Annotated in this window: 13 protein-coding genes and 1 pseudogene; 9 read left to right on the top strand and 5 right to left on the bottom strand. The window is 71.8% G+C overall.

All coding sequences use genetic code 11. The annotated features are described in order from the left end of the window. Positions 1–60: 60 nt before the first annotated feature. Positions 61–402 (bottom strand): DUF3817 domain-containing protein, encoded by a 342-nt coding sequence (locus ACWDCZ_RS26315; protein ID WP_049651458.1) that lies wholly within the window; start codon positions 400–402, stop codon positions 61–63. 76 nt (positions 403–478) lie between these two features. Continuing rightward, on the bottom strand, positions 479–1015 hold the full coding sequence (locus ACWDCZ_RS26320; RefSeq protein WP_049651457.1) for a MarR family winged helix-turn-helix transcriptional regulator: 537 nt from the start codon (positions 1013–1015) through the stop codon (positions 479–481). Positions 1016–1512: 497 nt separating this feature from the next. Here ACWDCZ_RS26320 and ACWDCZ_RS26325 point away from each other — a divergent pair, with 497 nt between their 5' ends. Further along, entirely contained in the window at positions 1513–3144 is a 1632-nt protein-coding gene (locus tag ACWDCZ_RS26325; protein WP_049651456.1) for a M4 family metallopeptidase, read from the top strand. Positions 3145–3542: 398 nt separating this feature from the next. Further along, on the top strand, positions 3543–5165 hold the full coding sequence (locus tag ACWDCZ_RS26330; RefSeq protein WP_449817130.1) for a M4 family metallopeptidase: 1623 nt from the start codon (positions 3543–3545) through the stop codon (positions 5163–5165). 165 nt (positions 5166–5330) lie between these two features. Here ACWDCZ_RS26330 and ACWDCZ_RS26335 read toward each other — a convergent pair whose 3' ends face one another. Then, on the bottom strand, positions 5331–5705 hold the full coding sequence (locus ACWDCZ_RS26335; RefSeq protein WP_049651454.1) for a DUF3817 domain-containing protein: 375 nt from the start codon (positions 5703–5705) through the stop codon (positions 5331–5333). A 240-nt stretch (positions 5706–5945) separates the two neighbouring features. Here ACWDCZ_RS26335 and ACWDCZ_RS26340 point away from each other — a divergent pair, with 240 nt between their 5' ends. The 5 genes from ACWDCZ_RS26340 (at position 5946) to ACWDCZ_RS26360 (ending at position 9765) form a co-directional block, all read left to right on the top strand. Continuing rightward, positions 5946–6743 (top strand): DUF2127 domain-containing protein, encoded by a 798-nt coding sequence (locus tag ACWDCZ_RS26340; protein WP_049651453.1) that lies wholly within the window; start codon positions 5946–5948, stop codon positions 6741–6743. 104 nt (positions 6744–6847) lie between these two features. Then, positions 6848–7486, top strand: a complete 639-nt coding sequence (locus ACWDCZ_RS26345) for an AIM24 family protein (RefSeq protein ID WP_074001459.1) — start codon at positions 6848–6850, stop codon at positions 7484–7486. Continuing rightward, positions 7486–8136, top strand: a complete 651-nt coding sequence (locus ACWDCZ_RS26350) for an AIM24 family protein (RefSeq protein WP_049651451.1) — start codon at positions 7486–7488, stop codon at positions 8134–8136. The genes ACWDCZ_RS26345 and ACWDCZ_RS26350 overlap by 1 nt, the downstream gene beginning before the upstream one ends. 263 nt (positions 8137–8399) lie before the next feature. After that, the gene (locus ACWDCZ_RS26355; RefSeq protein ID WP_049651462.1) at positions 8400–9209 is read left to right on the top strand and encodes an AIM24 family protein; all 810 of its coding nucleotides are present in this window, start codon (positions 8400–8402) and stop codon (positions 9207–9209) included. 40 nt (positions 9210–9249) lie between these two features. Further along, positions 9250–9765: a MarR family winged helix-turn-helix transcriptional regulator gene (locus tag ACWDCZ_RS26360; RefSeq protein ID WP_049651450.1), complete on the top strand. Its 516-nt coding sequence runs from the start codon at positions 9250–9252 to the stop codon at positions 9763–9765. An 82-nt stretch (positions 9766–9847) separates the two neighbouring features. On the opposite strand, the gene meaB is transcribed toward ACWDCZ_RS26360, so the two are convergent. Then, positions 9848–10804: a methylmalonyl Co-A mutase-associated GTPase MeaB gene (meaB, locus tag ACWDCZ_RS26365; RefSeq protein ID WP_074001458.1), complete on the bottom strand. Its 957-nt coding sequence runs from the start codon at positions 10802–10804 to the stop codon at positions 9848–9850. A 73-nt stretch (positions 10805–10877) separates the two neighbouring features. After that, the gene (locus tag ACWDCZ_RS26370; RefSeq protein ID WP_074001457.1) at positions 10878–12071 is read right to left on the bottom strand and encodes an acetyl-CoA C-acetyltransferase; all 1194 of its coding nucleotides are present in this window, start codon (positions 12069–12071) and stop codon (positions 10878–10880) included. Positions 12072–12352: 281 nt separating this feature from the next. On the opposite strand from ACWDCZ_RS26370, the gene mce reads away from it, so the two are divergent. Both mce and ACWDCZ_RS26380 read left to right on the top strand, forming a co-directional pair. After that, the gene (mce, locus tag ACWDCZ_RS26375) at positions 12353–12793 is read left to right on the top strand and encodes a methylmalonyl-CoA epimerase (protein ID WP_049651447.1); all 441 of its coding nucleotides are present in this window, start codon (positions 12353–12355) and stop codon (positions 12791–12793) included. A gap of 509 nt (positions 12794–13302) precedes the next feature. Then, positions 13303–14049, top strand: a pseudogene (locus ACWDCZ_RS26380) (hypothetical protein); the annotation flags it as partial.

The raw sequence follows: 14049 nt of genomic DNA on the forward strand, positions 1-14049 counted from the left end.
CGGGGAAGGGGCGCTCTCGCGAAACCTGGGAGTCGGAGCCCGGAAGCCGGAGCCCGGGGCTCAGACGCCGGCCGGCTGGCGGGCGCCGCCGCCCGCCGGGAGCTGCTCGGCGGCCTCGCGGGCCACCTTGCGCTCGAAGACGAAGGAGAGGAACGGGATGCAGCCCGCCGCCAGGGTGAGCACCAGCCGGCCCATCGGCCACTTCAGCTTCTGCCCGAGCATGAAGGTCACCACGAAGTACCCGATGTAGAGGTAGCCGTGCAGCATCGCGACGTACGTGGTCACGTCCTTGGCCGCGTCGAAGCCGTACTTCGCGACCATGAAGCCGCAGAACACCAGCAGCGCCGTACCGGTCGCAATGGCCAGGGCCCGGTACCAGCCCAGCAGGGGGGTCGCCTTCATGATCTTCCTCGCCTCGCTCGGCACGGTCCGCCGGTACGCCCGGATCCGCGCACCGCTCACACGAGGGTAGCCGCCTTCACGCCCGGCCCTTCGCAGCCCCCTCGGACGGCTCGGCGAAGTCGCCGGCCGCGATCCGCAGCGGCCTGAGCAGTTCGAACACCTGGTGGCACTGCTCGGCGTCGTACTCCTCCAGCCCGAACTCCATCGCCATCAGCTCCCGGGTCGCCTCCTCGACCACCTCGCGACCGCGCCCGGTGATCGCGGCCAGCACGCCGCGGCCGTCCAGCGGGTTGGGGCGGCGGGCGACCAGGCCGGCCCGCTCCAGGCGGTCGACGGTGTTGGTGACGCTGGTCGGGTGGACCATGAGCCGCTCGCCGATCTTGGAGAGCGAGAGCTCGCCGGTCCGGCTGAAGGTCAGCAGCACCAGGGCCTCGTAGCGGGCGAAGGTCAGCCCGTACGGCTTGAGCACCGCGTCCACCCGGGAGAGCAGGATCTGGTGGGCGCGCATGACCGAGGTGATCGCCGCCATCGAGGGGACCCCGCCCCAACGGCGGGTCCACAGCTCGTCGGCGCGGGCGATCGGGTCGAAGTCGAGAGCGAGGGGCTTGGCCACCTCCTTACCGTACCGGCGGACGGGACGTGTGCTACCAGGCGTCCTGATGGTGGACAAGCGCAACACGTGGCGGGAACCCGCCAATCGGACGGTCAGGTCCATACCAGGACATTGCGCCGATGTGAACGCGCGGCAACGGGCCACCGGCGCACCGGGGTTGGCCCCGGAGCGGCCCGGCGCCGCGCCACCAGGCTTCGGTTCGGACGGTAACCCGCTGCAAACCAGGACGATTTGCCCCTTTTGTCCATCCGTTCACATTCCTCCGCCGTGGCGGGACTTGGCCAATTCATGAGCAAGACCTGTCATTTGATTTGCTCGATTGTCATGCTTTCGATCAACCCCGTTCGGCAGCCACCACCCCCACCCACCGGTGGCGAAGCCGCTCAGTCCGCACGGGGCCCGCACGTCAGCGCCCGTTCCGCCCCTCAGGTGCCGTCCCCGGCCCCCGGAACGCCGCGCGACCGCGCCCGCTCGCGGTTTTCCGGAAGGACTCGTTCGTGAAGCGAAAGCTCGCCGCAGTCGCCGTACTCTCCGCCACCGCCCTGCTCACCGGTGTCGTCCAGGTGAGCACCGCAGCCGTCGCGGACCCCGCCCCGCAGTCCCAGGGCGCGAAGCAGCGCGCCGACCTGATCGCCCTGGCCAACGGCCAGGCCGGCAAGGTCGCGCACGCCCTGGCCCTGGGCGGCCAGGAGCAACTGGTGGCCAAGGACGCCGTGGTGGACGCCGACGGCACCCGCCACCTGCGCTACGAGCGCACCTTCGCCGGCCTCCCCGTCCTGGGCGGCGACCTGGTGGTGCACCAGAAGGCCGACGGCTCGACCACCTCGGTGGACAAGGCCACCGGCGCCACCATCGCCCTGCCGAGCCTCACCCCGCAGATCCCCGCCGACAAGGCCGCCGACCAGGCGACCGGCGCCGTGCAGTCCACCGTGGGCATCGCCGCCGACAAGGACGAGTCCCCGCTGACCGCCGTGCACCAGACCGGCAAGGCCGAGCTGGTCGTGTGGGCCACCGACGGCAGCCCGCGCCTGGCGTACCGCACCACGGTCGAGGGCGAGCGCGCCGACGGCACCCCGAGCCGCCAGCTGCTGGTCACCGACGCGGCGAGCGGCGAGGTGCTCTCCAGCCACGAGCAGGTGCGGACCGCCGCCGGCACCGGCAAGGGCGTCTTCGTCGGCTCCGTCCCGCTGACCACCACCCAGAGCGGTTCGAGCTACCAGCTCAAGGACGCGACCCGCGGCGGCCAGGCCACGTACACCCTGAAGGGCAAGACCTCCGGCTCGGGCACCCTGGTCGCCAACACGACCAACAGCTTCGGCAACGGCCTGTCCTCCAACAGCGAGTCCGCCGCCGTGGACGCCCAGTACGGCGCGGCGGTCACCTGGGACTTCTACAAGAACACCTTCGGCCGCAACGGCATCAAGAACAACGGCGTCGGCGCCACCAGCCGGGTCCACTACGGTTCCAACTACGTGAACGCGTTCTGGGACGACTCCTGCTTCTGCATGACGTACGGCGACGGCAGCGGCAACACCCACCCGCTCACCGAACTCGACGTGGCCGGCCACGAGATGAGCCACGGCGTCACCTCCGCCACCGCCAACCTCAACTACTCGGGCGAGTCCGGCGGCCTGAACGAGGCCACCTCGGACATCTTCGGCACGATGGTCGAGTTCTACGCCAACCTGCCCTCCGACAAGCCGGACTACCTGATCGGCGAGTTGATCAACATCAACGGGGACGGCACCCCGCTGCGCTACATGGACAAGCCGTCCAAGGACGGCGCCTCGGCCGACTACTGGTCCTCCACCGTCGGCAACAAGGACGTCCACTACTCCTCCGGCGTCGCCAACCACTTCTTCTACCTGCTCGCCGAGGGCAGCGGCGCCAAGACCATCAACGGCGTCAGCTACAACAGCCCGACCTCCAACGGCTCCACGCTCGCGGGCATCGGCCGGGACAAGGCCGCACAGATCTGGTACCGCGCGCTGACCACCTACTTCACCTCCACCACCAACTACGCGGGCGCCCGCACCGGCACCCTGAAGGCCGCCGCCGACCTGTACGGCGCCTCCAGCGCCGAGTACAGCGCCGTCGCCGCGACCTGGGCCGCCGTCAACGTCAACTGACGTACCGCACAGGCGCGTCGGACGCCCGGGTCCTCCTGCCGGAGGGCCCGGGCGTCCGCCTTCCGGGCGGCGCTGTCAAGGCCGTCCGGCTGGCGGAGTCCCGCCAGGGGGACGAACCGCCGAAACCGGGCAACGGGCGGCAACCGAACCATCCGTACCGGCACTGGCGGTTCTTGGCCAATCCCGGTAGGCGCCCTGTCCATCCCTGCCAACGATTGTCATGCTTCTGACCAAGTCCCGTCCGACCATCCGCCGCCCCACCCGTTTCCGGCGGATCGTCAGGTACCGCACGGGACCGGCACGTCCGCGCCCTACCGCCCCCAAGGTGCCAACCCCGGCGCCCCGGTACGCGGCGCACCCGCACGCACCCGCGGGTCTCGTGGAAGGAACCCCCGTACGTGAAGCGAAAGCTGACTGTCGGAGCCGTACTCTCCGCCACCGCACTGCTGGCCGGCGTCATCCAGATCGCCGCCGTCCCCGCCCAGGCCGCCGCCCCCTCCCCGGCCCAGCAGCAGTCCGCGCTGCTCGCGCTGGCCTCCGGGCAGAGCGCCCCGGTCGCCCAGGCCCTCGCCCTCGGCGGCCAGGAGAAGCTGGTGCCCAAGGACGTGGTGGTGGACAAGGACGGCACCCGCCACCTGCGGTACGACCGGACCTACGCGGGCCTGCCGGTGCTCGGCGGCGACCTGGTCGTCCACCAGAAGGCCGACGGCTCGGTGAAGTCCGTCGACCGGGCCTTCGCCGGACAGCTGTCCGTGCCCAGCCTGACCCCGGGCCTCGCCGCGCCCCAGGCCGCCGAGAAGGCCACCGCCGCCGTGCGGGCCACGGTCGGCGCCGCCGACCAGGAGGAGGCCGCGCTCAGCCGGGTCGACGGCGCCGGCGCGCCCGAGCTGGTCGTCTGGGCCGCCGACGGCACCCCGCGACTGGCCCACCGCACCACGGTCGAGGGCCAGCGCGCGGACGGCACCCCGAGCCGCCAGGTGGTCGTCACCGACGCCGCCACCGGCCAGGTGCTCTCCACCGACGAGCAGGTGAAGACCGCCACCGGCACCGGCAAGGGCGTCAACGTCGGCAGCGTCTCGCTCACCACCACCCAGAGCGGCAGCTCCTACCAGCTGAAGGACGCCTCCCGGGGCAACCAGTCCACCACCGACCTCAAGGGCGGCACCTCGGGCAGCGGCACGCTCGTCGCCAACACCACCAACAGCTTCGGCAACGGCCTGGCCTCCAACCGCGAATCCGCGGCCGTGGACGCCCAGTTCGGCGCGGCGGCCACCTGGGACTACTACAAGAACACCTTCGGCCGCAACGGCATCAAGAACAACGGCGTCGGCGCGGCGAGCCGGGTCCACTACAGCACCAACTACGTCAACGCGTTCTGGGACGACTCCTGCTTCTGCATGACGTACGGCGACGGCTCCGGCAACACCCACCCGCTGACCGCGATCGACGTCTCCGGCCACGAGATGAGCCACGGCGTCACCTCCGCCACCGCCAACCTCAACTACTCCGGTGAGTCCGGCGGCCTCAACGAGGCCACCTCGGACATCTTCGGCACCATGGTCGAGTGGTCCGCCAACCTCTCGGTCGACCCGGGCGACTACCTGATCGGCGAGAAGCTCAACATCAACGGCAACGGCACGCCGCTGCGCTACATGGACAAGCCCTCCAAGGACGGCGCCTCGGCCGACTACTGGTCCTCCACGGTCGGCAACAAGGACGTCCACTACTCCTCGGGCGTCGCCAACCACTTCTTCTACCTGCTCGCCGAGGGCAGCGGGGCGAAGGTCATCAACGGGGTCAGCTACAACAGCCCGACCTCCAACGGCTCGACGGTGACCGGCATCGGCCGGGACAAGGCGGCGGCGATCTGGTACCGCGCGCTGACCGTCTACATGACCTCCACCACCAACTACAAGGCCGCCCGCACCGCGACCCTGAAGGCCGCCACCGACCTGTACGGCGCCTCCAGCACCGAGTACAACGCGGTCGCGGCGGCCTGGAGCGGCGTCAACGTCAGCTGACCCGCACCACCCCCGGTAGGAACCGGTAGCAACCGGTAGGAAATCGAGCCACCCCCGGTAAGAAACGGCGACAGGCTGCCGCGGCCCTTTGGGAGAGGAGGCCGTGGCAGCCTGTCGACCGTCCACGAGGAGGCCGGAGCCCGAGCGGGGGCCCGGGCGGCCGGCTCAGGCGGTGGCGGGCTTCAGCTCGCCCCGCTCCTCCTTGGCCAGCATCCGCTCGGCGAAGAAGCCGCCGGTGGGCAGCACCGCGAGCACGAACATCAGGACGCCGCGCTTGGCGTCCCACTTCTGCGCCTGCCAGGCCTGGATCCAGAAGACCACGTACAGGATGAACAGGACGCCGTGCACCATGCCCATCACCGGGACGGCGTCGAACGAGGTCGTCCGCTTCAGCACCGAGCAGATCAGCAGCAGGATGAAGGAGACCCCTTCGGGGCCGGAGACCAGGCGCAGGCGGTGGACGGCGCTGCTGTTCACGATGGATACCTCGATATGGGGGGTCGGCGGCGCGGGCTCGCTTGTGAAGCGACTCACAAGCATTCCGGCCCATTATCGCCGAGCCCACGGACGGGACCCCGGCCGGGGGTGGCCACCGTGCCCCATCTCACAGCGGCCGGCCCGGCGCCTGCCCGGAGCCCGTCCGGCGCCCGCCCGCCCTGTCACAGCTCTGTGCCGGAACGCCACCGAGCGCGACCGCCCGTCACCGGGAACCCCTATCCTGCTGCCCGCGCGCCCACCGATCCGGGCGCCGAGGCATCGCACACGGGGGGTACTCACCACATGTTCAAGCGCGACTGGGACCGCAGGACCTGCGCCAAGCGCGGCCACACCACCTACGCGCCGACGGAGCCGGAGCTGGCCTCCCGGCTGCACGCGTCGACCGCCCTCGGCGACGCCTGGCGCTGCCTGCGCTGCGGCGACTTCGCGCTGGGCGCCCCGCACGGCTCCGGCCCGGCCGACGAAGCGCCGCTGGTGCCGCGCGGCAAGGCGCTGCGGGACCTGTTCATCCTGCGCTTCCTGGCCGTCGAGCGGGTGCTGCGCGGACTGCTGATCATCGTGGTCGCCTGGGCCGTGTGGAAGTTCTCCAACAGCCAGGACGCGGTGCACCGGGTCTTCGACGAGAACCTCACGGTGTTCCGGCCGGTCACCGACCACTTCCACTGGGACCTCGAACACGCCCCGATCGTCGAGACCATCCGCAAGACCTTCGACTTCAAGAAGAGCACCCTGCTGATCGTCGCGGGCGCGCTGATCGCCTACGCGGTGATCGAGATCGTCGAGGCGGTCGGCCTCTGGCTGAACAAGCGCTGGGCCGAGTACCTGACGGTGGTCGCCACCGCGGCCTTCCTGCCGCTGGAGGGCTACGAGCTGAGCCACCACGTCAGCGCGCTGAAGATCTGCACCCTGGTGCTGAACATCGCGGCGGTGCTCTGGATCATGCTCTCCAAGCGCCTGTTCGGGCTGCGCGGCGGCGTGGTGGCCTTCGAGGCGGAGCGCCACTCGGCCTCGCTGCTGGAGGTCGAGCAGGCGGCCGGCACCGTTCCGAGCCCCGGACAGGGGGCGCACGCCCGGGCCTGACCGGGGCGCGTGCGCCGGGCGTGACCGGCGCGTTTGTCCCAGACCGGTACCAGTCGGCCCACGCACCCTCCCCGCGCCACGGCCGCAGCGGCTAGATTGCGGCCGTGGCACAGTTCAGACTCCAGGGATCGCGCGTGCTCGCCGTCGACTTGGGCGGCGACGCCGTCAAGGCGCGACACGGCTCGATGGTCGCCTACACCGGGCAGATGGCCTTCAAGAAGTTGACCGGCGGCGGGGACGGCCTGCGCGGCATGGTCACCCGCCGGCTGACCGGCGAGAAGATGACGGTCATGGAAGTGAAGGGGCAGGGCACCTGCTACTTCGCCGACAAGGCCACCGAGATCAGCCTGGTGCGGCTGAACGGCGAGACGCTGTACGTCGAGTCGGACAACCTGCTCTGCACCGAGTCCGCCCTGCACACCGGCACCAGCTTCACCGGGCTGAACGGCATGTCCTCGGGCAACGGCCTGTTCACCACCAAGGTGGAGGGCCACGGCTGGGCGGCCGTCACCTCCAACGGCCCGGCCGTCATCCTGCGGGTCGACAAGAGCATGCCGCTGCGGGTGGACCCGGGCGCCTACGTGGCGCACACCGGCACCCTGCAGCGCAGCCTGAAGTCGGGCGCGGGCTGGACCACGATCATCGGCGAGGGCGGCGGCGAGGCCGTCCAGATCGAGTTCACCGGCGAGGGCCTGGTGTACGTCCAGCCCTCCGAGAAGGCCACCATCGGGGGCGACGTCTGATGGGCTTCACGAAGATCAACGGGAAGATGGTCGAAGCCCAGGTGGTGCCCGGGCAGCGGCTGTTCAGCCAGCGCGGCGCGATGCTCGCGTACAGCGGCGACGTCCGCTTCACGCCGAACATCACCGGCGGGCAGGGCGGCGTGATGTCGATGATCGGCCGCCGGGTGGCCAACGAGGACACCCCGCTGATGACCGTCGAGGGCCAGGGCCGGGTGATGTTCGGCCACGGCGGCCACCACGTCCACGTGATCGACCTGTTCGGCGACACCCTGTACGTCGAGGCGGACCGGCTGCTCGCCTTCGAGGGCACGCTGCGGCAGTCCACCATGTTCATGGGCTCGCAGGGCGGGGTGATGGGCATGGTCCGCGGCCAGGTCACCGGGCAGGGCCTGTTCACCACCAAGCTGGAGGGCCAGGGCTCGGTCGCGGTGATGGCCCACGGCGGCGTCTTCGAGCTGCCGATCACCCCCGGCCAGTCGGTCCACGTCGACCCCCAGGCGTACGTGGCGCACCGCGGCGACGTGCGCAACAAGCTCTCCACGGCGCTGGGTTGGCGCGACATGATCGGCCGCGGCTCGGGCGAGGCGTTCCAGCTGGAACTGTCCGGGCAGGGCGCGGTGTACGTCCAGGCGAGCGAGGAGAAGCTCTGATGTCCTACCCGCCGCAGCCCCCGTACGGTTCGCCGCACAACCAGCCGACCCAGCCCGGCTTCGCGACCCCGCCGCCCCCGCCGGGGTACGGCCCGCAGCCGGGCTACCCGCAGCCCGGCGGGTACCCGCCGCCCCCGCCGCAGGGCTACCCGCCGCCCCCGCCCGGCCACCAGCCCCAGCAGCAGTACCAGCAGCCGCCCCAGCAGCCGTACGGCCAGCAACAGCCGTACGCCCAGGAGCAGTTCGGCGGCCCACTGGCCCCGCTGCCGACCGGCCACGGCGGCACCGGGCCGGTGGTGTGGGACGCCCACAGCCTGCCGGCCGGCGACAACGTCAACCCGTACGCCTTCTCGGTCGACCTGAACGGCTCCTACTTCCTCCAGAAGGGCAAGATGGTCGCCTACTACGGCGACATCACCTTCAAGGGCGTCGGCGCCGGGGCGGTCGACCGGGTGCTCGGCCAGCACTTCAACTCGCCGATGCACGCGGCGGACTGGGTGGTCGCCGAGGGCCGTGGCAAACTGCTGCTGGCCGACCGGGCGTTCGACCTCAACTCGTACGACCTGGACGAGGGCAACCTGACCGTCCGCTCCGGCAACCTGCTGGCCTTCGACCCGACGCTGCGGCTCAAGCAGTCGATCATCCCGGGCTTCCTGACCCTGATCGGCACCGGCCGCTTCGTCGCCGCCTCCAACGGCCCGGTGCACTTCGTCGAGCCGCCGATCCGGGTGGACCCGCAGGCGCTGGTCGGTTGGGCGGACTGCCCGGCGCCGTGCCACCACTACGACCACGACTACATGCACGGGCTGATCGGCGGCCTGCGCCGGCTGACCGGCATCGGCGGGGCCTCCGGCGAGGAGCACCAGTTCGAGTTCATCGGCGCCGGCCAGGTGCTGCTGCAGTCGAGCGAGAAGCTGATGGCGGAGCGGTCGGTCGGAGCGGTCGACGCCGAGGCGGGCGTCCCGGTGGGCGGCGTGCCGTCCCAGCCGGGCACGGCCGGGCACGGCGGCGGCAACCCCAACATCCCCGGGCTCGGTAACCTGGGCGACCTCGGACGACGTTTCGGCCTGTAAACTTGTACAAGATTGAACTAAATCGGCTATGCTAGAGGGCATGGATACGCACACGATCGAGACCGCGGACACCCCTCCGTCGCAGCCCGAGGAGGAGACTCCCTGGCTGACCGCCAGGGAGCAGCGGATGTGGCGCGCCCATCTGGAGGTCGCCAAGCTGCTGGACTACCAGCTCAGCCGCGAACTCCAGCCGCACAACCTCGCGATCAACGACTACGAGATCCTGGTCGTGCTCTCCGAGGCCCCGGACCGCCGGATGCGGATGACCGACCTCGCGACCGCCACCCTCCAGTCGAAGAGCCGCCTCTCCCACCAGATCACCCGGATGGAGAACGCCGGCCTGGTGCTGCGCCAGGAGTGCCCCGGCGACCGCCGCGGCCTCTACGCCCACCTCACCGAACACGGCTGGGAGACCATGCAGCGGGTCGCCCCCGACCACGTGCGCAGCGTCCGGGCCCACTTCATCGACCGCTTCACCCCGGAGCAGCTCGACGACATGTACCAGGCCCTCGCCCCCGTCGCCGAACACCTCCGCGGCCTGCGCGGCAAGCCGTAGCACCCCACGCACCACTCCGCCCCGCCGCGATCCGATCGCGGCGGGGCGGAAACGGTTCGCGGGCCCGCGCGCCCGGCCCGGGTCAGCCGCGGGTCAGGCCGGCGACGAGCTCGTCGGCGGCGCCGTACGGGTCCAGGGCGCCCTCGGCGACGCGTTCGGCGAGGACGGCCAGGTGCCGGTCCCCGCGCAGGTCGCCGATCCGGGCGCGCAGCTCGGCCAGCGCGATCGCCTCGATCTCCTCGGCGGCCCGGCGGCGGCGCCGCGCGGCGAGCTCGCCGTGCTCCTCCAGCCAGGCGCGGTGCTTCTCCAGCGCCTCGACCACCTCGTCCACGCCCTCGCCGCGGGCCGCGACGGTCTTGACGATCGGCGGACGCCAGTCCCCCGCCTCCCGCGCCTCGCCGAGGCCCAGCATGTGGTTGAGCTCCCGCGCGGTGGCGTCGGCGCCGTCCCGGTCGGCCTTGTTGACCACGAAGACGTCGCCGATCTCCAGGATCCCGGCCTTGGCGGCCTGGATGCCGTCGCCCATCCCGGGGGCCAGCAGCACCACGGTGGTGTCGGCCTGGGCGGCGACCTCGACCTCGGACTGGCCCACCCCGACGGTCTCCACCAGGATCACCTCGCAGCCGGCCGCGTCCAGCACCCGCAGCGCCTGCGGCGCCGTCCAGGAGAGCCCGCCGAGGTGGCCGCGGGTGGCCATCGAGCGGATGAACACCTCGGGGTCGGTCGCGTGGTCCTGCATCCGGACCCGGTCGCCCAGCAGCGCGCCGCCGGAGAACGGCGAGGACGGGTCGACGGCCAGCACCCCGACCCGCTTGCCGAGCCGCCGGTAGGCGGAGACCAGCGCCGAGGTGGAGGTCGACTTGCCGACCCCGGGCGAGCCGGTCAGGCCCACCGTGTACGCCCGCCCGGTGTACGGCGCGAGCGCGGCCATCGCCTCCCGCAGCTGCGGCGCGGCGTTCTCGACCAGCGTGATCAGCCGGGCGACCGCCCGCGGCCGGCCCGCCCGGGCCTGCTCGACCAGCGTGGCGACATCGATCATCAGGAGCTCCTTGCGCGGATGCCGAAGGGGCTGCGGACCGCCACCGGCGGTCCGCAGCCCTGGTCTGAGCCGGTCAGGCCTTCGGGACGCGCACGATCAGCGCGTCGCCCTGGCCGCCGCCGCCGCACAGCGCGGCCGCGCCGACCCCGCCGCCGCGGCGCTGCAGCTCCAGCGCCAGGGTCAGCACCACGCGGGCGCCGGACATCCCGATCGGGTGGCCGAGCGCGATGGCGCCGCCGTTGACGTTGACGATGTCGGAGGTGACGCCCAGATCCTTCATCGACTGGTGGGCGACGGCCGCGAAGGCCTCGTTGATCTCGATCAGGTCGAGGTCGGCGACCTCCAGGCCCTCCTTGGCCAGCGCGTGCCTGATCGCGTTGGACGGCTGCGACTGGAGCGAGTTGTCCGGGCCGGCCACGTTGCCGTGCGCGCCGATCTCGGCGATCCAGGTCAGGCCCAGCTCCTCGGCCTTGGCCTTGCTCATCACGACCACGGCGGCGGCGCCGTCGGAGATCTGCGAGGAGGTGCCGGCGGTGATCGTGCCGTCCTTGGTGAAGGCCGGGCGCAGCTTGGCCAGGCCCTCGACGGTGGTGTCCGCGCGGATGCCCTCGTCCTGGCTGAACAGCACCGGCTCGCCCTTGCGCTGCGGGATGGCGACCGGGACGATCTCGGCGTCGAAGACCCCGTCGGCCTGCGCCTTGGCGGCCCGCTGGTGGGAGGCGGCGGCGATCTCGTCCTGCGCCTCGCGCGGGATGCCCAGGCGGGTGTTGTGCTTCTCGGTGGACTCGCCCATCGGGATGTTCTCGTAGGCGTCGGTGAGGCCGTCGTGGGCCATCGCGTCGAGCATCGCGATCGCGCCGTACTTGAAGCCCTCGCGGGACTTCGGCAGCAGGTGCGGGGCGTTGGTCATCGACTCCTGGCCGCCGGCCACCACGATGTCGAACTCGCCGGCCCGGATCAGCTGGTCGGCGAGCGCGATGGCGTCGAGGCCGGAGAGGCAGACCTTGTTGACGGTCAGCGCCGGGACGTTCATCGGGATGCCGGCCTTGACGGCGGCCTGGCGGGCCGGGATCTGGCCGGCGCCGGCCTGGAGCACCTGGCCCATGATCACGTACTGGACCTGCTCGCCGGTGATCCCGGCCCGCTCCAGGGCCGCCTTGATCGCGACGGCGCCGAGGTCGGCGCCGGAGAAGCCCTTGAGGGAACCCAGCAGGCGACCCATCGGGGTCCGCGCACCGGCAACGATCACAGAGGTGGTGTTGGTCATGGGACGGGCCCCTTCGCACGTCGTGGCCAGGTGAGGATGCGCTCAATGTACTGACCCGTTACCCGCCCGTCACCGGAGCGACGGTGTGATCGAGCGCACTGGCACCATCCAGTCAACACCGTGCCGACCCGCTCCGGGTGAACCGCCCGGCGGGCCGCCCGCCGGGCGGCCCGCCGTGTGAGCAGGCTCGCACGCCCGGCACTGGCGCCCGTCGCGGGCCATGCGCTGCACTGGGTGCACCTTTAGCCCCACCACCTTCTCCCCACCTCCCGGAGGCCGTCGTGCTGACCCGCATCGACCACATCGGCATCGCCTGCCGAGACCTCGACAAGACGGTCGAGTTCTACCGCGCCACCTACGGTTTCGAGGTCTTCCACTCCGAGGTCAACGAGGAGCAGGGCGTCCGCGAGGCCATGCTCCGGATCAACGGCACCGACGACGGCGGCGCCTCGTACCTCCAGCTGCTGGAGCCCACCCGGCCCGACTCCACCGTGGCCAAGTGGCTGGAGAAGAACGGCGAGGGCGTGCACCACATCGCCTTCGGCACCGCCGACGTGGACGGCGACTCCGAGGCCATCCGGGACAAGGGCGTCCGGGTCCTCTACGACCAGCCGCGGATCGGCTCGATGGGTTCGCGGATCACCTTCCTGCACCCCAAGGACTGCGGCGGCGTGCTGACCGAGCTGGTCACCTCCGCGCAGCAGGGCCACGACGGGCACTGACCCCCTCCCGGCCCGCCCCCGGGCGCGCGGCGTCCCGGGGGCAGCCGACGGTCCGTCGGTCATGACCCGTCAGTAACCTGGCGGGAAGAGCCGGAAAACACCCCTGCGGCCATTCCCCCGCAGTGCGCTCCCACTACAATGCCCAGGTGCGCGAAGGCTCCGGGGGACGGAGGCGACGGGCACGGCCGAAGACAGGCCTGTCCGCCCTCCGGCGGTCGGCCCGTCGCAAGGGGAGTCCATTACGCGGGCACGGCTGAACAGTCGCAAGACGGATCTGTCACCATTCTCCACAAGGCAAGAGTTCGCCCAGGAGTCCACTCGGACGGGGGAACGCGGCACCCCCGCGCTCCCGCGCCCCGGATTCCGACGACCGCGGCGGGCGGCCCCGGCATGGCGGGGGACCGTCCACCGGCTGCGGATGCAAGGACCAGTCGGACCGGCGCCCGGGATACCGGAGCCCGGAACCGGCCGGGTCGAGGACGCGACCAGGAGATGGATGGGACCGCGGAGTGCGGGGCAACGACCGCTACGAGGCTGACGATCACCTCTCCCAGTTCGAGGCCGAGATGGGTCGGACTCGGAAGGAGCGCGACAAGGCAGTCGAGCATGCCGAAGACCTCGCCTACCAGGTGGAGGTCCTGCGGGCGAAACTGCACGAGTCCCGCCGGATGCTGGCCCAGCCGCGCGCCTTCGACGCCGTCTCCGGCCAGGCCGAGCAGATGCTCCGCACCGCCGAGATGCAGGCCCAGCAGCTGCGCGCCGACGCCGAGCGCCAGCTGCGCGACTCCCAGGCCGCGACCCAGCGGATCATGGCCGAGGCCGCCGAGCGCACCGCCCGGCTGGAGGCCGACCTCGCCGCCCGTCGCCGCCAGCTGGAGGACGAGCTCGCCGAGCTGCGCCGCTCCGCCGAGCAGCACGTCAACGGCTGGGCCGAGCAGACCCGGGCCGGCTCCGAGCAGGAGGCCCAGCGGCTGCTCCAGGACGCCCGCGCCGAGGCCGAGCGGATGGTCGCCGCCGCCCGTGCGGAGGCCGTCGCCCTCTCCGACCACGCCCGCGCCCAGACCGCCGCCGACGTGGACGCCGCCCGCGGCGAGGCCCAGGCCGCCGCCGAGGCCGCCCTGCAGCGGGCCCAGAACGACGCCGAGCGCCTGCTGCGCGCCGCCTCCGAGCAGGCCCAGCAGGCCGGCGCCCAGGCCGCCGCCGACGTGGACGCCGCCCGCGGCGAGGCCCAGCAGCAGCTGGCCGCCGCACACGCC

The organism is Kitasatospora sp. NPDC001225 (genome assembly GCF_053597855.1).

Excerpts from the sequence above, each read along its gene's own strand:
- ACWDCZ_RS26350 (WP_049651451.1), top strand. The coding sequence starts at position 7,486 with ATGGGCTTCACGAAGATCAACGGGAAGATGGTCGAAGCCCAGGTGGTG.
- ACWDCZ_RS26315 (WP_049651458.1), bottom strand. The coding sequence starts at position 402 with ATGAAGGCGACCCCCCTGCTGGGCTGGTACCGGGCCCTGGCCATTGCG.
- meaB (WP_074001458.1), bottom strand. The coding sequence starts at position 10,804 with ATGATCGATGTCGCCACGCTGGTCGAGCAGGCCCGGGCGGGCCGGCCG.
- ACWDCZ_RS26360 (WP_049651450.1), top strand. The coding sequence starts at position 9,250 with ATGGATACGCACACGATCGAGACCGCGGACACCCCTCCGTCGCAGCCC.
- ACWDCZ_RS26340 (WP_049651453.1), top strand. The coding sequence starts at position 5,946 with ATGTTCAAGCGCGACTGGGACCGCAGGACCTGCGCCAAGCGCGGCCAC.
- ACWDCZ_RS26370 (WP_074001457.1), bottom strand. The coding sequence starts at position 12,071 with ATGACCAACACCACCTCTGTGATCGTTGCCGGTGCGCGGACCCCGATG.
- ACWDCZ_RS26335 (WP_049651454.1), bottom strand. The coding sequence starts at position 5,705 with ATGCTTGTGAGTCGCTTCACAAGCGAGCCCGCGCCGCCGACCCCCCAT.